Source organism: Vineibacter terrae, from assembly GCF_008039615.1.
GTDB classification, from domain to species: Bacteria; Pseudomonadota; Alphaproteobacteria; order Reyranellales; family Reyranellaceae; genus Vineibacter; species Vineibacter terrae.
Window position 1 is genome coordinate 25,448 of record NZ_VDUZ01000045.1, and the last position, 22,696, is coordinate 48,143.

The window sequence follows — 22,696 nt, forward strand, 5'->3', positions numbered from 1 at the left end:
CATGGAACCCTTCGTCTACCGCAATGGCGAGATGGTCGCCGAGGACATGCCGCTGGCCCGCATCGCCCGCGAGGTCGGCACGCCGGTCTACGTCTATTCGCTGGCGGCGCTGCGCGCCAATCACCAGGCGTTCGTGGCCGCCATGCGCGGCCTGAAGGCCGAGCTGCACTACGCGGTCAAGGCCAACAGCAACGTGGCCGTGATCCGTGCCTTCGCGGCCCTGGGCGCCGGCGCCGACATCGTGTCGGTCGGCGAGATGCGCCGGGCGATGGCGGCCGGGGTCGCGCCTTCGGACATCGTGTTCTCCGGCGTCGGCAAGAAGGAGGCCGAGCTGCGCGAGGCGCTGGCGGCCGGCCTCCGCCAGATCAACGTCGAGAGCCGCGCCGAGCTCGACACGCTCGATGCCGTCGCCAGGAGCCTGAACCGCACCGTCGACATCGCGATCCGCGTCAACCCGGACGTCGACGCCAAGACGCATGCCAAGATCACGACCGGCCGCAAGGAGAACAAGTTCGGCATCGACATCGACCTGGCGCGCGAAGCATACGCGCACGCCGCATCGAAGCCGAACCTGAGGCCGGTGGGCGTGGCCATGCATATCGGCTCGCAGATCCTGTCGCTGGAACCCTATCGCGACGCCATCCGCAAGCTGCGTGGCCTCGTGGGCGATCTGCGCGCCGACGGCCACGCCATCGATCGTCTCGATCTGGGCGGCGGCTACGGCATCGTCTATCGCCACCAGTCCAACGAGCGGCCGTTCGCGGTCGGCGACTACATGCAGATGGTGCGCCAGGAAACGGAAGGGCTGGGCTGCGCGCTGAGCTTCGAGCCGGGCCGCAGCCTGGTCGGCAATGCCGGCGTGCTGCTGGGCGAGGTGATCCTGGTCAAGCCCGGCGCGGCGCGCACGTTCGTGGTCGTGGATGCCGCGATGAACGACCTGATCCGCCCGACGCTGTACGATGCCTGGCACGACATCGTGCCCCTGAGGCAGCCGGCTGCCGGCGCGCCGGCGGCGGTCACCGACATCGTCGGGCCGATCTGCGAGTCGGGCGATTATCTCGCGCAGGAGCGGCCGATGCCGCCGCTCGCCGCGGGCGATGTCCTGGTGGTGAAATCCGCCGGCGCCTATGGCGCGGTGATGGCCTCGACCTACAACACCCGGCCGCTGGTGCCCGAGGTGCTGGTCGATGGGGATCGCTATACGGTCATTCGCCCGCGCCAGTCGCTCGACGAGCTGATCGCCGCCGACCGCGTCCCGGACTGGCTGTAGCGCGTATTGCCATCCCTTCCGTCATCCCGAGCGCAGCGAGGGATGACAGTTGAGCGTGTTTGACTTCCGGCTCGGCGCACGGGAGGCTGACGGCTGCAGATTTCGACGGGGGAAACGATGCGGCTGGCAGGAAAGATCGGGATTGTCACGGCGGCAGCATCCGGCATGGGCCGGGCAGGGGCGCTGCGCTTCGCACGTGAAGGCGCCGCTGTCGCTGTCGTCGACCTGGATGACGAGAAAGCCCAGGCGGTCGTGCAGGAGATCACCCGTGCGGGCGGCAAGGCGCTCGCGCTGGCTGGTGACCTGCGGCGCGACGACTTCGCGCGCGAGATCGTGGGGCGGACCGCGTCGGCGTTCGGCGGCCTCGATTTCGTCTGGAACCATGTCGGCCATCCCGGGCCGGCGGCCGTCGAAGGCGTCGACATGGCCGAGTTCGAGCGCGCCGTCGACCTCAACCTCCGCACCGTGCTGGTGACGACAGACGCCGCCATTCCCGAGCTGCGTCGCCGCGGTGGTGGCGCGCTGCTCTACACGGCATCGCAGTCCGGCATCCAGGGCTCCGCCTACAGCCCGGTCTACTCGGCCATGAAGTTCGGCGTGGTCGGCTTCGTGCGCGCGTTGGCCAAGCGCCTGGTGCGCGAGAAGATCCGCGTCAACGTGGTGTGCCCCGGCATGGTCGACACGCCGATGCTGCGTGTCTTCGTCTCGCGTCCGGACAGCGCCGGACCGCGGCCCAATGATATCGAGGCCGTGGTCCAGCAGAGCACCGCCCTCAACCCGACGGGCCGCGCCGCGCAGCCTGAGGAGATCGCCAACGCGGCGCTGTTCCTGATATCGGACGAGGCCTCGTTCATCACCGGCGTGGCGCTGCCGGTCGACGGTGGCGCCACGGCCTGAGCCGCCTGAGCGCACGCGCTCCCCAGCGAAGTCACATTGCCGCCCGGGGCGCTTGCCGCGCCCGGTTCAACCCGTTAGGCTTGCCTCGACGGCCTGGGGTGTCGCGCTTGCGCGACTGAGAGCACACCCATCGAACCTGTCTGGGTAATGCCAGCGGAGGGAGCAGCCGATGAGCGGGAAGACCGCGTCGTCTCCATATCCTTGCGTCATTGTCGTTGGCGCCGGCGTGATCGGCCTGGCGATCGGCTGGCGTCTTGCCCAGGCCGGCGTCGCCGTGACGCTCTACGACAAGGGGGCCGCCGGCAGTGGCGCCAGCCATGCTGCGGCCGGCATGCTGGCCGCCTGCGTCGAGGCCGAGCCGCGCGAGGGCAGCCTGCTGGCCCTGGGACGCGCCAGCCAGGCGCTGTGGCCCGCCTTCGCCGCCGAGCTCGAGCAGGCGACGGAGATTGCCATCGGCCTGCGGTGCGAGGGCACGATCGTGGCGGCGTTCAACGATGACGACAGGGCGCGGCTGCAGCACCATCTTGCGTTCCAGCAGTCCCTCGGCCTGCCGGTCACGTGGCTGCCCGCCGCCGATGTGCGACGGCGCGAGCCGCATCTGGCGTCCACGCTCGTGGGCGCGCTCTGGAGCCCGGAGGACCACCAGGTCGACAATCGCCGCCTGGCGGCGGCGCTGCGCGCGGCGGCCTGCGCCGCAGGCGCCACGTTGCATGAGCACGCGCCCGTCGAGCGCATCGCGCATGACGGCAAGCGCACGCACGGCGTGATGGTGGCCGGAACGCTGCAGCGTGCCGACATCGTGATCCTCGCCGCCGGAGCGTGGTCGCGCGATGTCCCGCTGGCGCCGCCCGTGGCGCGTCTGCCGGTGCGCCCGGTCAAGGGCCAGATGCTGGCGCTGCGCATGGATCCGGCTGCGCCGATCCTGCGGCACGTCCTGCGCGTGCCCGATACCTATCTCGTGCCGCGCCACGATGGCCGGCTGATCGTCGGCGCCACGGTCGAGGAAAGAGGCTTCGACGGCGACATCACCGCGGGCGGCCTGCTGTCGCTGCTCGATGCCGCCTGGCGCGCCCTGCCGGCGATCGAGGAGCTGCCTGTCGACGAGACCTGGGTCGGGTTCCGGCCCGGCAGCCGGGACGACACGCCGATCCTCGGGCCCGGGCCGATGGACGGGTTGATCTACGCCACCGGGCACTACCGCAACGGCATCCTGCTGACACCGATCACAGCCCGTGTCATCGCCGACCTCGTCCTGCACGGCGCGATTGATCCCTTGATCGGATCTCTTGGCGCGGCGCGCTTCCAGGCGCGCGCCGCCGCGGAATAGGAAGGAACCCCCATGGACGGCAGCGAGATCCGGGTCAACGGCAAGAACGAGGCGCTGGCCAGCGCGACGGTGAGCGAGCTGCTGGCGGACAAGGGCCTGGAGGCGGAGGGGCGCGGTGTCGCCGTCGCCGTCAACGGACGGATCGTGCCGCGCGTCCAGTGGCCGCAGACCAGGCTCGTCGCCGGCGATGCGGTCGAGATCGTGCGCGCGATGAAAGGCGGTTGATATGCTCGATACACCTCAGGGAACCGGCGACCCGTTGATCATCGCCGGCCGCGTGTTCGCTTCGCGTCTGTTCGTCGGCACGGCCGGCTATCCCAACCAGCAGGTGATGCTCGATGCGATCGCCGCCAGCGGCACCGAGATGGCGACGGCCTCGATCCGGCGCATCAGCCTGGACGGCTATCAGGAGAGCCTCGTCGACCTGCTGGCGGATCGCGTGCGCTTCCTGCCCAACACGGCCGGCTGCCAGACGGCGCGCGACGCGGTGCTGACGGCGGAGCTGGCGCGCGAGGCCCTGGAGACGGACTGGATCAAGCTCGAGGTCATCGGTGATCGCGAGCTTCTGTACCCCAACGTCGAGGAGCTGCTGCTCGCCACGGCCGAGCTGGTCGCCAAGGGCTTCATCGTGCTGCCCTATTGCAACGACGATCCGGTGACCTGCCTCAAGCTGGCCGAGCGCGGCGCCGCCACTGTCATGCCGCTGGGCGCGCCTATCGGCTCGGGGCTGGGCATCTGCAATCCGCACCTCATCGAGCTGATCTGCAGCCGCAGCCCGGTGCCTGTCGTGCTCGACGCCGGCATCGGCACGGCCTCGGATGCAGCGCTGGCGATGGAGCTGGGCTGCGCCGCGGTGCTGGCCAACACGGCCATCTCCAAGGCGCATGACCCCGTGCGCATGGCCGCCGCCATGCGCCATGCGGTCGAGGCCGGACGTCTTGCCTTCACGTCGGGCCGTATCCCGAAACGGCGCTACGCCCAGCCGTCGAGCCCGCAGCTCGGCCTGGTCGGCAGTTGACGGACCAAATCCCGCCTGGATAGATGCCACGAAACGGCGGATTGCCCGACCATGACCGATCAGAACGATGACGTGCTTGCCGACATCGCTGCCGCGGTGGCCGGCACGGATCGGCGCTATGAGCGCATTGCCAACTTCGCCTGGCCCAAAGGCGTGCAGATGGCGGTCAACTTCACGGCCGATTTTGATGCCATGCTGCTGCGCCGTCTGCTCAACGAGCCGCCGATGCAGCTTGCCAAGGGCGAGTTCGGCGGTCGTGTCGGGATCTGGCGGTTGATCGAGCTGTTCGACAGCCAGCAGGTGAAGGCCACGATCTTCACGCCGGGTCGCATCTGCGAGCTCTATCCGCGTGCCGTGCGCGCCGCGGCGGCAAGCGGCCACGAGATCGCCGACCACATGTGGGAGCACCGGGTTCCGGACGACCCGGCGCTGGAAGCCGATCACCTCCGTCGGGCGACCGCGGCGCTGGAGCGCACCAGCGGCCGTCGGCCCGTCGGCACCCGCAGCTGGCATCGGCACGAGGCGCTGGTGCGCGAAGGCTACATCTACAACTCGCATGGCAGCGCCGATCACCTGCCGCATTACGAGTACGACAAGGACGGCAAGAACTGTCTTCTGAACCTGCCGTTCCACTACGCCATCGACGACGCGATGTTCTACAGCTTCGCCTGGCTGGGCAGCGGCAACGCCGCGCAGCGCATCACCGACACCGACCGGGTGATGGATCTCTGGTGGCAGGCCTTCCAGCAGCAATACGCCCAGGGCGGCTATCTCAACATATGCATGCACCCGTTCGTGTCCGGGCGGGCGCTGCGGATTGCGGCGCTCGAGAAGCTGATCCAGCGCATGAAGACGTTTCCGGGCGTCTGGTTCCCGACCTGCGCCGACGTGGCGCGGCATTGCCTGCAGGCGTTCCCCGCCGGCCGCGCCACAGCGTGACGGGAAGGAGCATCCCATGCCCTGGAAGGATCGCTACACCATCTCCGACGAGGTCGGGATGGCCGATGCGGATATCGTCTGGCCCGACGGTGCCCGCTGCTGCGTCACGGTGACGGTCTGCCTCGGCTCGGCATCCGGTCCGCACGGGCTCACGGCGGCGGACATGCGCACGCCCGAGGCCTACTTCGCGGCCAATGACGGCATCGAGCAGCTGATGTGCGTGCTGGGCCGTCACGGCATGCGCGTGACCTTCGCGGTGCCGGGTGTCCTGGCGCCGCCATACCAGCATCGCCTGCGTGCCCTGGTCGCGGCCGGCCACGAGGTCGCCGCCCTCGGCTTCCGCCACGAGGACGTCGCGACGCTGGCGCGGGACGAGGAGAAGGACCGCCTGGCGCGGACCACGGCCCTGATCGCGGAAGCGGCCGGCGCCAGGCCGCTTGGGTGGTTCGCCCTGCCGCGCCAGAGCGATGCTTTCGCCGGCGGCGCCATCAGCCCCAGCACGATCGATCTGCTGATCGAGGCCGGCTACGCCTACCTGGGCAACGGGCTGGCAGACGACATCCCGCACTGGTGGGTGGCCGACTTCGCGACCCGCCGGGCGCTGCTGGCGCTGCCGTACTACTATCATTTTGACGACCAGTTCTTTCACCTCTTCCCCGGCAAGGGGACCGGGCTGGAGCATGCCGACAGCCTGTTCCGCAACTGGCGGGCCGAGTTCGCGGCGCAATACCGGCGTGGCCGGCAGTTCCACATGGTCCTGCACCCGCAGCACAGCGGCTGGGCGCATCGCGCGCAGCTCCTCGACACCTTCCTGCAGGACATGCGCAGCCATCCCGGCCTGTGGACCCCGACCGGCGGTGAGCTCGCGGACTATTGGCTCAAGGCCTATCCCCCGGAGCGCTTCCTGAAGCTGGAGCCGAGCATCTGGCAGGACCACGAGGGCAGCCTGAGCTGACAAAACATCCCTCGCCTGGAATGACGGCTTCCTGAGGAACGGAACAGTCCGTGCAGCGTTATACACACGCCGGATTGTGATCGGGGCGGCTGGCCGACATGACCGCAAGCCTATAGACTGTATCTGGCGTGACATTTGCTTCCCCGCGCTGGCGGGGCGGGATGCGCGTGGTCGCCTGCCATGGTGGCGCCATGGTTGGGCGCGTTAATGGTGGAAGTGTGGCCGGCTCCGGGAAGCCTCCCGGCTGGCTTTTTGGTGGAGCGGGAGACCCGCATGTCGGTCGCACCCTCGTCCTGGGAAGAACCGCGCGGCGTGCGCCGCAAGATCACGCTGGCTCTTTCCGGCTTGGCGTGGGAGGCGATGTGGCCGCGGCTGGTGCCGCTGCTTTGCGTCATCGGCCTGTTTCTCGCGGCCGCCCATCTTGATCTGTTCGCGGGCCTGGAGCCGTGGACCCACACCGGCATCCTGGTGGCGTTGGGCCTGGCCCTGATCGGCGGCAGCTGGTGGCTGTTCCGAGGCTTCCGCTGGCCGCAGCGGGAAAGCGCGGCGCGCCGCCTGGAAACCGATAGCGGCGTGCCGCACCGGCCGCTGGCCGCGCTCGCCGATTCGCTGGCGATCGGCAAGAACGATCCGTTTGCCGCCGCCCTTTGGGAGGCGCACCGCAAGCGCGAGGCCGAGCGCCTTGCGGCTTTGCGCAACCGTGCGCCGCGGCCCGGTGTGCCGGGCCTCGACCGGCGCGCATTCCGCCTGGTGCCGCTGCTGCTGCTGATCGTCGCCGTCGTCGCGGCCGGCGGCTGGCGCAGCGATCGCCTGGCGACGGCGCTGACGCCTGCCTTCCCGCCACCGCCGCCGCTGGTGGTGGAGCTGTGGGTGTCGCCGCCGGCCTACACGCGCAAGCCGCCGATCTACCTCGACTCCAAGGAGCCGGCGGACGAGAAGCAGCCCGTGAAGGTGCTGCACGTGCCGGTCGGCTCGAAGATTGCCGGCTTTGTCGACAATGTGCCCGGCAGCCGTGCGCCGATCCTGAAGATCGACGACCGCGAGGTCCCCTTCACCTCCGTGTCGGGCGCCAAATATCAGGTCGAGGCGGTTCTCGACCGCGGCCAGCACCTGACGGTGATGGTGCGCGGCAGCGAGCGCGCTTCCTGGACGGTGAAGCTGCAGGCTGACCTGCCGCCGACGGTGGAGTTCACGCGCGATCCTGTTGCCACCGAGCGCCGGGAGACGCGGATCGACTACATTGCCGGCGATGATTTCGGCGTCGCGTCGATCTCGGCGCGGATGCGCCTGCATGGCAGCGCGCTCACCGGCTTCGTCGGCGACGAGGATCCGCAGTGGGTGACAATCGACCTGCCGCTGGCCGGGACCGGTCGCACGCGCATCGAGGATTTCGTGCGCCAGGATCTGACGCCGCATCCCTGGGCCGGCCTGCCTGTGGTGATGGAGCTGACCGCGACCGACGCGGCGGGCCTGCAAGGCCACAGCAAGCCGATTCAGTTCACTCTGCCGGAGCGGCGTTTCTCGCATCCCGTGGCGCGGCGCATCATCGCGCTGCGCAAGGGCTTGTCGCAGGACCCGCAGGGCAATCGCGTCCCGGCAGCGCAGGGCCTGCTGGTGCTGAACGCGCGGCCCGGCGACTACAAGGGCGACACGGTCGTGCATCTGGGCCTGCGCACCGCGGCCGCGCGCCTGGCGTCGGACAAGACCGGCGGCTCGATCCCCGAAGTGCAGCAGCTGATGTGGGATCTGGCCCTGCGGCTGGAGAACGACGACCTGACGGATGCCCAGCGCGAGTTCCGCGATGCCCAGCGCGAGCTGAAGGATGCGCTGGACCGTGGCGCGCCGGACCCCGAGATCGAGCGCCTCATCCAGCAGCTGCGCGAGGCGATGGACCGCATGATGCGCGAGTTCGCCGAGCGCATGAAGGATCCAGCCGAGCGTGAGAAGGCGGAACGCGAAGCGCAGGAGATGGATCCGGATCAGATGATGAATTCGCAGGACCTGCAGTCGATGATGGACCGGGCGCGCGAGATGGCGCGCAACGGCCAGCGCGACGAGGCCAAGCGCATGCTGGAGCAGATGCTGAAGGATATGGAGAACATGAAGCCCATGCTCTCCGACCGGCAGCAAGGCCAGCCTGGCCAGCAAGGTCAGCAGCAGGGCCGCCAGATGATGAACGAGATGGATCAGATGGCGCGCCAGCAGAACAAGCTGCTGGGCGAGTCCGAGCGCCAGCAGCGCGGCCAGCAGGGCCAGCGCGGCGACCAGCAAGGCCGCCAGCCCGGGCAGCAGGGGCAACAGGGGCAACAGGGTCAGCGCGGACAGGGGCAGCAGGGGCGGCAGCCGGGCCAGCAGGGGCAGGGCATGTCGCCGGGCGACCAGCTTGGCGGTCAGCAGGAAGCGCTGCGCCGCCGCCTGGGCGACTTCATGGGGCGCTTCGGCGACCAGCCCGGCGACGTGCCGGGGTCGTTGGGCCAGAGCGAGCGCGCCATGCGCGATGCCGAGGAGGCGCTGCGGCGCGGCGACTATGACGGCGCAGCACGGGCCCAGCGCCGGGCATTGGACCACTTGCAGCAGGGCATGCAGGACATGGCCGAGCGCATGCAGCGCGGGCCAGGCAACCAGCAGGACCGTGGCGAGGTCCAGGAACGCCGCCAGGCGCAGAACCGCGACCCGTTCGGCCGCTCCGAGGGCAATTACGGCGACACGCTCGACACCGATGACAACAAGGTGCCGGATCGGCTCGATCGCCAGCGGTCGCGTGAGATCCTGGAAGAGCTGCGCCGCCGCGCCGGAGAGTCTGAACGGCCCCAGCCGGAGCTGGACTACATCGATCGTCTGCTGCGCCAGTTCTGACAGAGTCCTCCCCAACGCAGTTGGGGAGGTGCCCCGATACGACGTTTCGACGCTGTCGCTTCGAAACGTCGGAGGGGAGTTCTGACGAGGTCTCGGTTATAAGGACCACGTCAGCTCCCCATCCGGCCTTCGGCCACCTTCCCCGCTTTGCGGGGAAAGGGAAACATCACCTCACCCCTCGATGGCGCCGATATAGGGCAGGCCGCGATAGCGGCCGGCCTTGTCCAGGCCGTAGCCCACCAGAAACTCGTCGGTGACCGCGAAGCCGACGAAGTCGGCCTGCAGATCGACGGACCGCCGCGCCGGCTTGTCGAGCAGGGCGCAGATCCTCACGTCCCGCGCGCCTCGGTTACGCAGCAGGTCGCGGGCGAAAAGCAGCGTCCTGCCGGTATCCAGGATGTCGTCGATCACCAGCACGGACCGGCCGGCGACGGATTCGCGCAGGTCGCGCACGATATCGATCTGGCCTGAGGATCGGGTGCCGGCGCCGTAGCTGGACAGGGTCATGAAGTCCAGCGGCCAGTCGGCCCCGGCCCGTGCCAGCGCCCGCACCAGGTCGGCCGCGAACACGAAGCTGCCGGTCAGGATCGGCACCATCAGCGTATCGTCGGGCATCGCGTCACGGATGTCGCGCGCCAGGTCTTCGATGCGGGTCGCAATCTCGGCCGACGAGAACCGGATGGCGATCGGTGGGTTTTCCATCACCGTGCGACAACCTCCAACCGCTGGCGCCTGACGCCGTTTGTAGCGTGCCCGCGGCAGCAGATGCCAGCGTGTCGTAGGGGGCGGAGCAGGGGCGAATTTTTCGTCGGGCATGCCATGCTCTCGTCATCGATGCGGGTGGAAGCTAGACTGTGCGCCCCTCACAGAAGGACCCTGGCTGCACCGTGGCGACGACGCTTCCTGCTCCCACCTCGAAATCGCCACCCATCATGGAGCAGGCTGCTGTCGTTGACTTGACCGCGGTCGTCGTCGCCGTCACGCAGGACCAGCCGCGCGTGCTGGTGACCCCGGGGCAGGGCCGGGCATCCGCCGCCGACCGGCGGATGGCACGGGCCGAGCTGGGCAGCGCCGCCTTGGATGCGCTGCCCTCGGGGCCGCTGGAGCACCGCCATCGCACGCTGGAGGCAGGCCTGCGCGCCTGGGTCGAGGCTCAGACCGGGACCCGGCTGGACTATGTCGAGCAGCTCTATACGTTCGGCGATCGTGACCGCATGAGCTCGGGGCCGGGCAGAAGTCGTGTGCTGTCGATCGGCTATCTCGCGTTGGCGCAGGAGGCTGGCTCGGCGCTCGCCGGCGACGCGCTGTGGCACGACTGGTATCGCTACTTTCCATGGGAGGACTGGCGGCGCGGCCGCCCTGCCGTCCTCGACCGCGTGGAGAAGCCGCTGCGGCGTTGGGCAGGGGCGGGCGACACCCGGGCGGAACGCACAGCACGCAAGGAAAGGGCGATCGTGGCGTTCGGCCTCGACGGCACCGCCTGGAGCGATGAGCGGGTGCTGGAACGCTACGAGCTGCTCTACGAGATCGGCCTGGTCGCCGAGGCGCGCCGTGACGGCCTGGCGGGCGAAGGTCGCGCCGTCGATGCGCTGCAGGAAGGCCAGCCGATGGCCGCCGATCACCGGCGTATCCTCGCCACCGCGATCGCGCGCCTGCGCGGCAAGATCAAGTACCGGCCGGTCGTCTTCGAGCTGATGCCTGCGGGCTTCACCCTGCTTCAGCTCCAGCGCGCCGTGGAGGCGTTGGCCGGCGTGCGCCTGCACAAGCAGAATTTCCGTCGCCTGGTGGAGCAGCAGGGCCTGGTCGAGGAGACCGGCCATATCATCACGGCCACCGGCGGCCGCCCGGCCCGGGAAGTGCGCTTCCGCGAGGAGGTCGTGCTCGAGCGCCTGGCGCCGGGCCTGCGCCTGCCGATCGCACGCGCGTCCGAATAGCGCGATGGCAGCCATGCAATAAGCGGCCGCGACGCGGCCCATGGCGACCTTGAATCTCCTTATGCTCAATCCTAGCATAATAGGACCGGGGGACCGGTTTTTTCGGACCCTCGTAATGCTCAAAATGAGTATAGGAGAGCGCCCATGTTCACCCCTACTGCGACCGCCGGCTCACCGGTGGTTTCCGCCGACATCCTGGCCCGCACGGCGTCGATCTACGAGAAGGTGCGCACGGTGATCCCGCCGATCGAGTGGCCGGCCTTCGCCGAGGATATCGATGCCATCCTGGCGCTGAAGCGCGAGCGCGATGCGGTGATCCTGGCGCACAACTATCAGACGCCGGAGATCTTCCACGGCGTTGCCGACATTGTCGGCGACTCGCTGGCGCTGGCGCGGGAGGCCGCGCGTACCGACGCATCGGTGATCGTGCTCTGCGGCGTGCATTTCATGGCCGAGACGGCGAAGCTGCTCAACCCCGGCAAGACGGTGCTGATCCCCGACCTGGAGGCGGGCTGCTCGCTGGCGGAGTCGATCACCGGTGCCGATGTGCGCCTGTTGCGGCAGCGCTATCCCGGTGTGCCGGTGGTGAGCTACGTCAACACCTCCGCCGAGGTGAAGGCCCAGACCGATATCTGCTGCACGTCGGGCAATGCGCGCGCCGTGATCGAATCCCTGGGCGTGCCGCGGGTGATCATGCTGCCGGACGAGTATCTGGCGCGCAACATCGCAGCCCAGACCTCGGTCGAGGTGATCGCGTGGCACGGGCGCTGCGAGGTGCATGAACGCTTCACCGCCGATGACATCGGGCGCCTGCGGGCCGGCCATCCCGGTGTGGTTGTGCTGGCCCACCCTGAATGCTCGCCCGAGGTGGTGGCGGTGGCGGATTTCGTCGGCTCGACGCAGGGCATGAACGACTATGTCGTTCACAAGCGTCCGGCGCGCGTCGTGCTGATCACGGAATGCTCGATGAGCGACAACGTCGCGGCCCAGCATCCCGACCTCGAGTTCGTGCGGCCTTGCAATCTCTGCCCGCACATGAAGCGCATCACGCTGCCCGGCATCCGCCATGCGCTGGAGACCATGACCCACGCGATCGAGATCGATCCGGCCATCGCCGCGCCGGCGCGGCGCGCGGTCGAGCGCATGCTGGAGGTGAAGCCGCGATGAGCGATGATGTGAGCACACGGCGCGCCGGCGTTGTCGTTGTCGGTGCCGGCATCGGTGGCCTGGCGACGGCGCTGCGATTGGCGCCTATGCCGGTCACGGTGTTGAGCGCGGCGTTCCTGGGCGAAGGCGTGGCCAGCGCCTGGGCCCAGGGCGGCATTGCCGCGGCGTGCGGCGATGACGACCATCCCGGCCTGCATGCCGACGACACCATCGCGGCGGCCGGCGGCATAGCGGACCCGGCGATCGTGGACGTGGTCACGCGGGCGGCCCCCGGCTGCATCGATGACCTGGTGGCGCTGGGCGTGCGCTTCGATCGCGATGCCGCGGGCCGGCTGCGCCTGGGCCGTGAAGGCGGACATCACCGCCATCGTATCGTGCATGCCGCCGGCGATGCCACGGGCGGCGAGATCATGCGTGCCTTGCTGGCGGCAGCCCGCGCCGCGCCGTCGATCACGCTGGTCGAGGCTGCCATCGCCGAGGAGATCCTTGTCGAGGACGGGCGCCTGCAAGGCGTGATCGCCCGCTGCGGCGGCTCGGCTGTGCTGTTCACGGCTGACGCCGTCGTGCTGGCGACCGGCGGCCTGGGCGGGCTGTACCGGCACACCAGCAATCCCGTGACGGCGCGCGGTCGCGGCGTGGCGCTGGCGGCGCGGGCCGGTGCCGTGCTGGCTGACCTCGAGTTCGTCCAGTTCCATCCGACGGCGCTCGACATTGGGCGCGATCCCATGCCGCTGGTGACCGAGGCCGTGCGCGGCGAGGGCGCCGTCCTGGTCGATGACGCCGGCCTGCCGATCATGTCGGGATTGCATCCGCTGGCCGACCTGGCGCCACGCGACGTGGTGGCGCGAGCCGTATGGCGCAAGCGCCAGGCGGGCGGGCGGGTCTACCTTGATGCCCGCGCGGCGGTCGGCGCGGCGTTTCCGGAGCGCTTTCCCACCGTGACGGCTGCCTGTCGTGCCGCCGGCATCGATCCGGTGGCGGCCCCGATCCCGGTCGCGCCGGCGGCGCACTATCACATGGGCGGCGTGGCCGTGGATATCGACGGGCGCAGCACGCTGCCTGGCCTGTGGGCCGTGGGCGAGGTGGCGGCAACCGGCCTGCACGGCGCCAACCGTCTGGCCAGCAACTCGCTGCTCGAGGCGCTGGTGTTCGCCAACCGCCTGGCCGATGACATCAAGGGGACACCGCCTGATGCCGCCAGGCGGGCGCCGCGGCCGCGCCTCACATTGGGCATGGATGTGGATGAGTCCGCCGCGATGCTGCGGCTGCGCCACCGCATGGACACCTGTGTCGGCGTCGAGCGCGATGCATCCGGGCTGCGCCTGGCGATCGATGATATCGGCAGCCTGCGGCGAACGGCAGCGTCGGGCACGCTCGCCGATGCGGCGCTGGTTGCCGAGCTTGTCGCGACGGCGGCGCTGCGGCGCTGCGAGACCCGTGGCGGCCACTGCCGCGTTGATCATCCCGACGCGGCTCCGGCCGCCCGCAGCCGCCTGACCCTGCGCGACATCGCGCCTGCAAAAACCAAGGATCGTGTGAAGGAGGTCGTGTCGTGAGCCAGAGTCCATCGCTGGGCATGCTGCCTGCATTGCTTGTCGAGCCTGTCGTGCGGGCTGCGCTGCTCGAAGATCTGGGCCGCGCCGGCGACATCACGACGGCAAGCGTCGTGCCGGAGGCGGCCCGGGCGCGCGCCGTGATCGTCACGCGTCAACCTGGCGTCGTTGCCGGTGTCGATTGCGCGATGATGGCCATGCGGCTGCTCGATCCTGCGATCGAGATCACCATCCATCGCGCCGACGGCAGCCGTGTTGCCGCCGGCGACACGGTTGCGGCCGTGGCCGGGCCAGCCCGCGCCATCCTGACCGCCGAGCGCGTGGCGCTGAACTTCCTGTGCCATCTGTCGGGCGTCGCAACCGCAACGGCGTCGCTGGTCGATGCCGCGCGCGGGCATCGCGCGCGCATCACCTGCACACGCAAGACCACGCCTGGCCTGCGGGCCCTGGAAAAGCATGCGGTGCGCGCCGGCGGCGGTGTCAGCCACCGCTTCGGCCTCGACGATGGCGTGCTGATCAAGGACAACCACATCGAAGCCGTCGGCGGCATCGGGACAGCGGTCGCGCGCGCCCGGCAGGCGGTCGGCCACATGGTGAAGATCGAGGTCGAGGTCGAGACGCTGGCCGAGCTCGAGACGGCTTTGGCGGCAGGCGTCGATGCCGTGCTGCTCGACAACATGGCGCCGGCGATGCTCGCCCAGGCCGTGGTCATGATCGATGGCCGCGCCGTGAGCGAGGCGTCCGGGCGCATCACGCGCGATACCGTCGCCGCGGTCGCCGCCAGCGGCGTCGACATCATCTCGGCCGGCTGGATCACGCACAGCGCCGCGGCGCTCGACCTGGGCCTCGACTTCCAGAAGGGATGAGCGGCAGGTGCCGCTCAGTCCGCCGCGACCTCGACCGCTGACGCTGCCGGTGCGTCCTCGATGCGTGCCTCGAAGCGGGCTCGTCCATTGGGCGGGATCCGGCCGGTCACGATGGCGACGGTGCGTTCGGCGATGAGCTTGCCCTGGTCGTCCTTGAACATCAGGCGCACATGCCTGGCCGCGGCTTCGCCACGGCCGACATTGACGATCTCGCCCGTGACGATGAGCGTCGACTTGCCGTCCGCAGCGGCGATGCGGCTGATCGTGGACGTCTGCTGATCGATCGCGAGCGTGGTGAAGATCCGGTCGTGCAGCAGATAGGCGGCGCCGCACGCCAGGGCGAGCACGATCAGCGCGCCGAGCACTGCCTTGAGCCAGGTCGGCATGCCCGGATCCGGCGGGATCACCGGCACAAGGCTGGTGCCGGCCTGGCTCGGCGGCTCGATGGTGAAATCCGGTATTGCGTCCGGTTCCGCCGCCGGCTGCGGTGCTGGCGCCGGTGTCGGCGGCATCACATCGGGCGCGCTCAGCCCGGCAGGCACCCTGGCCTGCCACTTGAAGCCGCAACGGAAGCACTGGACCGTCCGACCTGTCGGGCCGATCGCGGCAGGATCGACCAGATAACGCGCCGAACAATTCGGACAGGTGAGTTGCATAAGCGAGGGATACCAGATGTATTCGGCGGCCGGACAGTAGTTTACAAGGTCTTGTGAGACAAGCGAGGTGGGGAGCGCATGGCGCGTCTGGTTTTGCTCGATCGCGATGGCGTGATCAATGCGGATCGACCCGACTCTGTGCGTAACCCTGGTGACCTTATTCTGTTGCCGGGTGCTGCGGCGGCCGTAGCGCGCCTGAACGCTGCCGGCGTGCGTGTCGCGGTGGTGACGAACCAATCGGTGGTGGGGCGGGGGATCATATCGATGGCGATGCTGGATCGCATTCACGTCGAGCTGCGCACGCTGCTGGCGCGCGATGGCGCGCATCTCGACGCGCTGCTGGCCTGCACCGACGCTCCAGACCGGCCTTCGCCGCGGCGCAAGCCTCGTCCAGGCATGCTGCTTGAAGCGTTGCAGCAGTTTCGCGCCACCGCTGACGACACGCCGATGATCGGTGACGATCTGCGTGACCTGCAGGCGGCGCACGCCGCGGGTTGCCGGCGCGTGCTGGTGCGGACGGGAAAGGGCGCGGCTGTCCAGGCGGCGGGCGTTCCGGCCGATCTACTGCCGGTCGCGGTTCGCGCCGATCTTGCCACGGCCGTCGACTCCTATTTGAACGGCGATCTGTGGTGAACGGACCGAGCGTAAGATGATGCGCCAGGCGATCGGGTCGTTCCTGTTCAATGTCGGCTTCTATCTGCTGTCGGCGGTGATGGCGGTCGCCGGCTTGCCGGTGCTGGCGTTGCCGGCGCGGGCGAACGCGGCCTACGCCCGGATGTGGATACGCGCGACGCTGGCCCTGCTGCGCGCGACCTGCCGGCTGACGCATCAGGTGCGCGGGCTGGAGAACCTGCCTGCAGGTCCCTGCATCGTCGCCTCGAAGCACCAGTCGACCTGGGAGACGCTGGCGTTCAACCTCGTCTTCCATGACAGCGCCTTCGTGCTCAAGCGCGACCTGTTCTACATCCCGATCGTGGGCTGGATGATGTGGCGTGCCGGCAACATCGGGATCGATCGCGCGGCCGGTCCGTCGGCACTGCGGTCGATCCTGCGTGATGCGCGCCGGGCCATGGACAGTGGCCGGCCGATCATCATCTTTCCTGAGGGTACGCGCACCGCCATTGGTGCCGACGCGCCCTACCAGCCCGGCGTGGCCGCGCTCTACACGCAGCTCAAGGTGCCGGTCGTGCCGGTGGCGCTGAACTCGGGCCTGTTCTGGGGGCGGCGCGTGTTCATCAAGAAGGCGGGGCGAATCGACGTCCTGGTCCTGCCACCGATCGCACCGGGGATGGCGCGGGCTGCGTTCATGAAGACGCTGCATGACCGGATCGAGGCTGCGACGGGGCAGCTGGCCGCGCGTCAAATGACAAAAGAGTGAGTGACCGGGCGCTTTTGGCGCGCTTTTTGTGGATCGCGCTGGGGACAATAATGAAAAGCACAGTAAATTCAGTTGGTTGACGAAAGTCCGTTTGTTGATAAGGGGAAAATGCGACCCTCGAACAAATAGGGAACGACTCATTGACCGGACACAGGGGCGACACTAGATTATACGTTTCCTGAGAGTCGAATATTGTCCGCGAGCCGGGCGCCGGTGGCGGCTGTCATACTCTGCGCCGGGAGATTTTGCATGGGCGGGACTGCGATGCCTCCGTCGCCGATCGCGACCCGCATCTGGGACATGAAGTATCGCTTGGCCGCGTCTGACGGCACGGCGGTGGATGCGGCGATCGAGGATACGTGGCGGCGGGTTGCCGAGGCGCTGGCGGCCAACGAGCGTGAGCCGGCCCGCTGGGTGCCGCGCTTCGAAGCGGCGTTGCGGGACCACAAGTTCCTGCCGGCGGGACGCATCCTGGCCGGTGCCGGCACGGGACGTGACGTCACCCTGTTCAATTGCTTCGTGATGGGCGCCGTCCCCGACGACATGTCAGGCATCTTCGAGCATCTCAAGGAAGCTGCGCTCACGATGCAGCGCGGCGGTGGGATCGGCTACGATTTCTCGACCCTGCGGCCCCGCGGCGCGCCCGTGCTGGGGGTCGGCGCCGATGCGTCCGGTCCCCTGAGCTTCATGGATGTGTGGGACGCGATGTGCCGCACCATCATGAGCGCCGGGTCGCGGCGCGGCGCCATGATGGCGACCTTGCGCTGCGATCATCCCGACATCGAGGATTTCGTCGACGCCAAGCGCGACGCAAGACGCCTGCGCAACTTCAATCTCTCGGTGCTGGTCAGCGACGCGTTCATGGCGGCCGTGACGGCCGACGCCGACTGGCCACTGGTATTCGGCGGCCGCACATTCCGTACCGTGCGCGCTGGCGCCCTTTGGGACCGCATCATGCGGACCACCTACGAGGTCGCCGAGCCGGGCGTCATCTTCATCGATCGCATCAACCGCGCCAACAATCTCGCCTATTGCGAGTCGATCAGCGCGACCAATCCGTGCGTCACTGGCGACACCTGGGTGCGAACCGTCGATGGAGCGCGTCAGGTGCGTGATCTCGTCGGTCGGCCGGCGACGCTGCTGGTCGATGGCGCGCCCTACGCCACCACGACGGAGGGTTTTTACGCGACCGGCCACAAGCCGGTGCTGCGGCTGGTGACGACGGAGGGCCATGCCTTGAGGCTGACGGCGGACCATCTGGTCCGCGTCGTGGCATCTGAAACCCGTTGGCGCCGGACCACGGAATGGCGTGCCGCCGGCGAGCTCAAGCCAGGCGATGAGGTGGTGCTGCACGACCACCATGCCGCCACGGATTGGGCTGGCCCGCTCGATGCCGATCACGGCTATCTGCTGGGGCTGCTGATCGGCGATGGCACCCTGAAGGCGGACAAGGCGGTGCTGTCGGTATGGCCTCGGGCTGCCGTTGCCCATGGTGATCCAGCCGATCCGGACGCGGTATCAATCATGGACGCGGCGCTGGCCGCGGCGCGGCGTCTGCCGCATAGGTCGGACTTTGTCGGCTGGTTGAAAGTGGCCGGCCGGCGAGAATACCGGCTGGCAACCGGTGCCTTGAAGCAGCTTGCGGCGGATGTCGGCATGCGACCCGGCCATAAGGCCATCACTGCGTGCATGGAGCGGGCTTCGAGCGCGTTCTATCGCGGCTTCCTGCGTGGCTTCTTTGATTGCGATGGTGCGGTGATCGGCTCTCAGGCCAAGGGCGTGAGCATTCGACTGGCGCAAAGCGACCGCGCGCGCCTGGAGGCAGTGCAGCGGATGTTGCTGCGGCTGGGCATCGCCTCGACGATCTATGCCGAGCGGCGGGCTGCAGGCATGCGCGCGCTGCCGGACGGAAGCGGCGGCTCGAAGGACTACGCCGTGCTGGCGCAGCACGAGCTGGTGATCGCCAACGGCAACGTGCAGCGGTTTGCGGCGTGTGTCGGCTTCACCCATATGTCCAAGGCGACGCGGCTGAAGGCGCTGATATCAGCCTACCGCCGCCAGCCAAACCGTGAACGCTTCGCAGCGCGGGTCGCCTCTGTGATACCGGACGGCACCGAAGAGGTGTTTGACGTCAAGGTCCCCGGAATCAATGCCTTCGACGCCAATGGCCTTCATGTCCACAACTGCGGCGAGCAGCCGCTTCCTCCTTACGGCGCCTGCCTGCTCGGCTCGATCAACCTGGCGCGCCTGGTGACGCGGCCGTTCGAGAGCGACGCGGCGCTCGACATGGCGGCGCTGGAAGAGCTGGTGCCGATGGCGGTGCGGATGCTCGACAACGCCATCGACATCTCGCGCTTTCCGCTGCCGGCGCAGAAGGACGAGGCCCAGGCCAAAAGGCGCATGGGCCTGGGCGTGACCGGGCTGGCCGACGCGCTGATCATGTGCGGCGTGCGCTATGGCTCGCCGGAAGCGGTGCGGCTGAGCGAGGACTGGCTGGCCGCGGTGCGCCGCCTGTCATACATGGCGTCCAGCGATCTGGCGGCCGAGAAGGGCAGCTTTCCCCTGTTCAACCGCAACCGCTACCTGGCCGGCGAGACGATCGCGACGCTGGAGCCCGAGGTCCGTGACTCGATCGCGCGCTACGGCATCCGCAATGCGCTGCTGAACTCGATCGCGCCGACCGGCACCATCTCGCTGCTGGCCGACAACGTGTCCTCCGGCATCGAGCCGGTGTTCGCCTTCACCTATGAACGCGCCGTGACTCTGCCGGACGGGTCGCGCCGCACCGAGGAGGTCGCCGACTACGCCTACCGGCTGTTCCGGCATCTCAATGGCCCGGATGCCGCGCTGCCCGACACCTTCGTCGATGCCCAGACGCTGCCGCCGGCGGCACATCTGGCGATGCAGGCTGCCGCGCAGAAATACATCGACAGCTCGATCTCCAAGACCATCAACCTGCCGGAGTCGATTTCGTTCGAGGCGTTCAAGGGCGTCTATGCCGAAGCCTACCGCCTCGGCTGCAAGGGCTGCACGACCTATCGTCCCAATGCCGTGACCGGCGCCGTGCTGACCACGTCGGCGGCCGAAGCGGCGCCGACGGCCGTTGTACCGTCGTCGCCAAAGGCTGCGGCCAGGGATGGCGTGGTCTATATCGCGCAGCCGCTGGAGCGGCCGGCCGAGCTGCCGGGCAGCACCTACAAGATCAAATGGCCGGGCAGCGACCACGCGATCTACATCACGCTCAACGACCTGGTGCAGGATGGCCGCCGCCGGCCGTTCGAGATCTTCATCAACTCCAAGAACATGGAGCACTATGCCTGGACCGTGGCGCTGACGCGCATGATCTCGGCCGTGTTCCGCCGCGGCGGCGACGTGTCGTTCGTGGTCGAGGAGCTCAAGGCGGTGTTCGATCCGCGCGGCGGGCAGTGGATGGAAGGCCGCTATGTGCCGTCGCTGCTGGCCGCCATCGGCGCCGTGATCGAGCGGCATCTGGTCGAAATAGGCTTCCTGGCACCGGGCGAGCAGCCGCTGCGCATCGATGCCGTGCAGCCCAAGGCGGTGCTGGTTGCCGGAGGTCACGAAGAAGGATCGGGCGCGGCCGGCGAGCAACGCCTCGGCCAGTGCCCGCAATGCGGCGCCGCTGCGCTCACCCATCGCGACGGCTGCGATCTCTGCCTGTCCTGCGGCTATTCCCGCTGCGGCTGACCTGGGAGCGCGCCACTCAAGTGGCGCACCGGCCCGAAGGGCCGGCGCATGTTCCGACGCTGCGCATGGTCCGGCGCTGCGCGCCGGTGCGCTACTGGAGTGGCGCGCTCCCGGCAATCAAGCGGACCCCTTCAGCCGTGCCACTTCGGCTTCCAGCTCCTTGATGCGCGCCGCGAGACGGTCGATCGCCGGCGCGATCTCCGGCTCGCTGTAGCGTGCCGTGATGTGCTGCGAGCAGTTGACGTCCCAGGCCTCGATCTCGAACACGATGGCGCGCTCGACGAGGGCGCGGTAGCCCGGCACGGCGAGCTGCTGCAGCAGCGCGGCATCATCCTCGACGTAGCGCGCACGGCCCCAGAGCTTGACGCGCTGCTGGGTCGCGAAGTGCAGGATGAAGATGTGGCAGCGCGGGTTCTCGGCAAGGTTGCCGACGGTGATGTACTGCCGATTGCCGCGGAAGTCGGCGAAGCCCAGCGTGCGCTTGTCGATCACCCGCAGGAAGCCGGGTGGGCCGCCGCGATGCTGGATATAGGGCTGACCGGCGGCGCTGGCCGTGGCGAAGAAGAACGTGTCGATGATGGCCAGGAACGCGCCGAGATCGTCGGTCACCTCGGTTTGCCACGGCCGGTCGCTCTCCAGGCGCTCCATCCGGCTGCGCGAGCCCAGGCGCGTCTGTGCCGCCTTGACCGAGGGTGTGAAGGCGACGTCGCAAGGCGGTGGACGCGGCGCATCGTCGGACATCGCGGATCACTCGGCGACGGCGCGCTGCGGGCTGAGCCACGCGTCGAGGTCAGCGAGCGCGCGGCGCGTCAGGGCCAGCTTCTTGTCCTTGCCGCGCAGCGGACGGCGGGCGCCGGCAGGTGTCGGCACCTCCGGGAACAGCCCGAAATTGACGTTCATCGGCTGGAACGTCTCGGCGGCGGCCCCGCCGGTGATGTGCGAGAGCAGGGCGCCCATCGCCGTCGTCGCCGGCGGCAGCGACGGCGGCTGGCCTATCCTCTCGGCTGCCGCGAAGCGGCCGGCCATCAGGCCCACGGCGGCGCTCTCGACATAGCCTTCGCAGCCGGTGATCTGGCCGGCGAAGCGCAGCGCCGGCCGTGCCCGCAAGCGCAGCGTCGCATCGAGCAGGCGCGGGCTGTTGATGAAGGTGTTGCGGTGCAGGCCGCCCAGCCGCGCGAACTCGGCGCCCTGCAGCCCCGGGATCATGCGGAAGATCCGGGTCTGCTCGCCGTGCTTCAGCTTGGTCTGAAAGCCGACGATGTTGAACAGCGTGCCCAGCGCATTGTCCTGCCGCAGCTGCACGACCGCGAACGGCCGGCGTCCGGTGCGGGGATCGGTGAGGCCGACCGGCTTCATCGGCCCGTAGGCCAGCGTGTCGCGGCCGCGCGACGCCATCACCTCGATCGGCAGGCAGCCGTCGAAATAGGGCGTGTCGCGCTCCCACTCCTTGAAGTCGGTCTTCTCGCCGGCCAGCAGCGCGTCGACGAAGGCGTAGTACTGCTCGCGGTCGAGCGGGCAGTTGATGTAGTCGGCGCCGTCGCCGCCGGGGCCGGCCTTGTCGTAGCGCGACTGGAACCAGGCGGTCTCGAAATCGATGGACTCGCGATGGACGATCGGCGCGATCGCGTCGAAGAAGGCGAGGTTGCTCTCGCCGGACAAGTCGAGGATCGCCTGGGTCAGCGCCGGTGACGTCAGCGGTCCGGTCGCGACGATCACGCTGTCCCAGTCGCCCGGCGGCGCGCCTGCGACCTCCTCGCGCCTGATCTCGACCAGGGGCTCGGCTTCCAGCGCCGCCTGCACCGCGGCGGAGAAGCCATGCCGGTCGACCGCCAGCGCGGCGCCGGCCGGCACCTTGTGCGCATCGGCGGCACGCAGGATCAGCGAGCCGGCCCGCCGCATCTCCTCATGCAGGAGGCCCACGGCGCTATGGTCGCGATCGTCGGACCGGAAGGAGTTGGAGCACACAAGCTCAGCCAGCGATTCGGTGAGATGCGCATCGGTGCCACGAAATGGTCGCATCTCGTGCACGACGACGCGAATTCCAGCGCGCGCAAGCTGCCAGGCGGCTTCCGAGCCGGCGAGCCCGCCGCCGATGACATGGACGGGGTTGATCAAGGTGCCGGACACGGCTTACATCCCGATGACAGACGGCATTTCGCGCGAACACATAATGCC

The 22,696-nt window shown here is 68.9% G+C and carries 19 protein-coding genes and 1 riboswitch; of the genes, 15 read left to right on the plus strand and 4 right to left on the minus strand.

What is annotated here, in order from left to right; genetic code table 11:
• Position 1 precedes the first annotated feature (1 nt).
• The 8 genes from lysA (at position 2) to FHP25_RS30690 (ending at position 9,262) form a co-directional block, all read left to right on the plus strand.
• A complete protein-coding gene (gene lysA, locus FHP25_RS30655; RefSeq protein ID WP_147850801.1) occupies positions 2-1,270 on the plus strand; it encodes a diaminopimelate decarboxylase in 1,269 nt (422 codons plus the stop codon).
• 117 nt (positions 1,271-1,387) lie between these two features.
• The gene (locus tag FHP25_RS30660) at positions 1,388-2,167 is read left to right on the plus strand and encodes an SDR family NAD(P)-dependent oxidoreductase (protein WP_147850802.1); all 780 of its coding nucleotides are present in this window, start codon (positions 1,388-1,390) and stop codon (positions 2,165-2,167) included.
• Between the two features lie 84 nt (positions 2,168-2,251).
• Positions 2,252-2,348: riboswitch (TPP riboswitch) on the plus strand.
• The gene (gene thiO, locus FHP25_RS30665; protein ID WP_147850803.1) at positions 2,337-3,494 is read left to right on the plus strand and encodes a glycine oxidase ThiO; all 1,158 of its coding nucleotides are present in this window, start codon (positions 2,337-2,339) and stop codon (positions 3,492-3,494) included. It overlaps the preceding riboswitch by 12 nt.
• A 12-nt stretch (positions 3,495-3,506) precedes the next feature.
• On the plus strand, positions 3,507-3,719 hold the full coding sequence (thiS, locus tag FHP25_RS30670) for a sulfur carrier protein ThiS (RefSeq protein ID WP_147850804.1): 213 nt from the start codon (positions 3,507-3,509) through the stop codon (positions 3,717-3,719).
• Position 3,720: 1 nt separating this feature from the next.
• Positions 3,721-4,512 (plus strand): thiazole synthase, encoded by a 792-nt coding sequence (gene thiG, locus FHP25_RS30675; RefSeq protein ID WP_147850805.1) that lies wholly within the window; start codon positions 3,721-3,723, stop codon positions 4,510-4,512.
• 51 nt (positions 4,513-4,563) lie between these two features.
• Positions 4,564-5,451: a polysaccharide deacetylase family protein gene (locus FHP25_RS30680; RefSeq protein ID WP_147850806.1), complete on the plus strand. Its 888-nt coding sequence runs from the start codon at positions 4,564-4,566 to the stop codon at positions 5,449-5,451.
• Between the two features lie 16 nt (positions 5,452-5,467).
• On the plus strand, positions 5,468-6,406 hold the full coding sequence (locus FHP25_RS30685; RefSeq protein WP_147850807.1) for a polysaccharide deacetylase family protein: 939 nt from the start codon (positions 5,468-5,470) through the stop codon (positions 6,404-6,406).
• A 180-nt stretch (positions 6,407-6,586) separates the two neighbouring features.
• A complete protein-coding gene (locus FHP25_RS30690) occupies positions 6,587-9,262 on the plus strand; it encodes a TIGR02302 family protein (RefSeq protein ID WP_147850808.1) in 2,676 nt (891 codons plus the stop codon).
• A gap of 171 nt (positions 9,263-9,433) precedes the next feature.
• Here FHP25_RS30690 and hpt read toward each other — a convergent pair whose 3' ends face one another.
• Positions 9,434-9,964 (minus strand): hypoxanthine phosphoribosyltransferase, encoded by a 531-nt coding sequence (hpt, locus tag FHP25_RS30695; protein ID WP_147850809.1) that lies wholly within the window; start codon positions 9,962-9,964, stop codon positions 9,434-9,436.
• A gap of 254 nt (positions 9,965-10,218) precedes the next feature.
• Here hpt and FHP25_RS30700 point away from each other — a divergent pair, with 254 nt between their 5' ends.
• The 4 genes from FHP25_RS30700 to nadC all read left to right on the plus strand — a co-directional run bounded on the left by FHP25_RS30700 (position 10,219) and on the right by nadC (position 14,782).
• On the plus strand, positions 10,219-11,196 hold the full coding sequence (locus FHP25_RS30700; protein ID WP_408068558.1) for an NUDIX hydrolase: 978 nt from the start codon (positions 10,219-10,221) through the stop codon (positions 11,194-11,196).
• Positions 11,197-11,340: 144 nt separating this feature from the next.
• The gene (nadA, locus tag FHP25_RS30705; RefSeq protein WP_147850811.1) at positions 11,341-12,363 is read left to right on the plus strand and encodes a quinolinate synthase NadA; all 1,023 of its coding nucleotides are present in this window, start codon (positions 11,341-11,343) and stop codon (positions 12,361-12,363) included.
• Positions 12,360-13,919, plus strand: a complete 1,560-nt coding sequence (locus FHP25_RS30710) for an L-aspartate oxidase (RefSeq protein WP_147850812.1) — start codon at positions 12,360-12,362, stop codon at positions 13,917-13,919. Before nadA ends, FHP25_RS30710 begins: the two co-directional genes overlap by 4 nt.
• Positions 13,920-13,939: 20 nt before the next feature.
• The gene (gene nadC / locus FHP25_RS30715) at positions 13,940-14,782 is read left to right on the plus strand and encodes a carboxylating nicotinate-nucleotide diphosphorylase (protein WP_147850833.1); all 843 of its coding nucleotides are present in this window, start codon (positions 13,940-13,942) and stop codon (positions 14,780-14,782) included.
• 14 nt (positions 14,783-14,796) lie between these two features.
• Here the strand turns inward: nadC and FHP25_RS30720 are convergent, their stop codons facing one another.
• A complete protein-coding gene (locus FHP25_RS30720) occupies positions 14,797-15,438 on the minus strand; it encodes a zinc-ribbon domain-containing protein (protein WP_147850813.1) in 642 nt (213 codons plus the stop codon).
• Between the two features lie 78 nt (positions 15,439-15,516).
• Between FHP25_RS30720 and FHP25_RS30725 the strand changes: the two genes are divergently transcribed.
• The 3 genes from FHP25_RS30725 to FHP25_RS30735 all read left to right on the plus strand — a co-directional run bounded on the left by FHP25_RS30725 (position 15,517) and on the right by FHP25_RS30735 (position 20,521).
• Entirely contained in the window at positions 15,517-16,071 is a 555-nt protein-coding gene (locus tag FHP25_RS30725; protein ID WP_147850814.1) for an HAD-IIIA family hydrolase, read from the plus strand.
• A 16-nt stretch (positions 16,072-16,087) separates the two neighbouring features.
• Positions 16,088-16,816 (plus strand): lysophospholipid acyltransferase family protein, encoded by a 729-nt coding sequence (locus FHP25_RS30730; protein WP_231712538.1) that lies wholly within the window; start codon positions 16,088-16,090, stop codon positions 16,814-16,816.
• A gap of 249 nt (positions 16,817-17,065) precedes the next feature.
• On the plus strand, positions 17,066-20,521 hold the full coding sequence (locus FHP25_RS30735; RefSeq protein WP_231712539.1) for an LAGLIDADG family homing endonuclease: 3,456 nt from the start codon (positions 17,066-17,068) through the stop codon (positions 20,519-20,521).
• A gap of 117 nt (positions 20,522-20,638) precedes the next feature.
• Here FHP25_RS30735 and FHP25_RS30740 read toward each other — a convergent pair whose 3' ends face one another.
• Complete coding sequence (locus FHP25_RS30740) at positions 20,639-21,262, minus strand: pyridoxamine 5'-phosphate oxidase family protein (protein WP_147850815.1); 624 nt, start codon at positions 21,260-21,262, stop codon at positions 20,639-20,641.
• Positions 21,263-21,268: 6 nt separating this feature from the next.
• The gene (trmFO, locus tag FHP25_RS30745; RefSeq protein ID WP_147850816.1) at positions 21,269-22,648 is read right to left on the minus strand and encodes a methylenetetrahydrofolate--tRNA-(uracil(54)-C(5))-methyltransferase (FADH(2)-oxidizing) TrmFO; all 1,380 of its coding nucleotides are present in this window, start codon (positions 22,646-22,648) and stop codon (positions 21,269-21,271) included.
• Positions 22,649-22,696 lie beyond the last annotated feature (48 nt).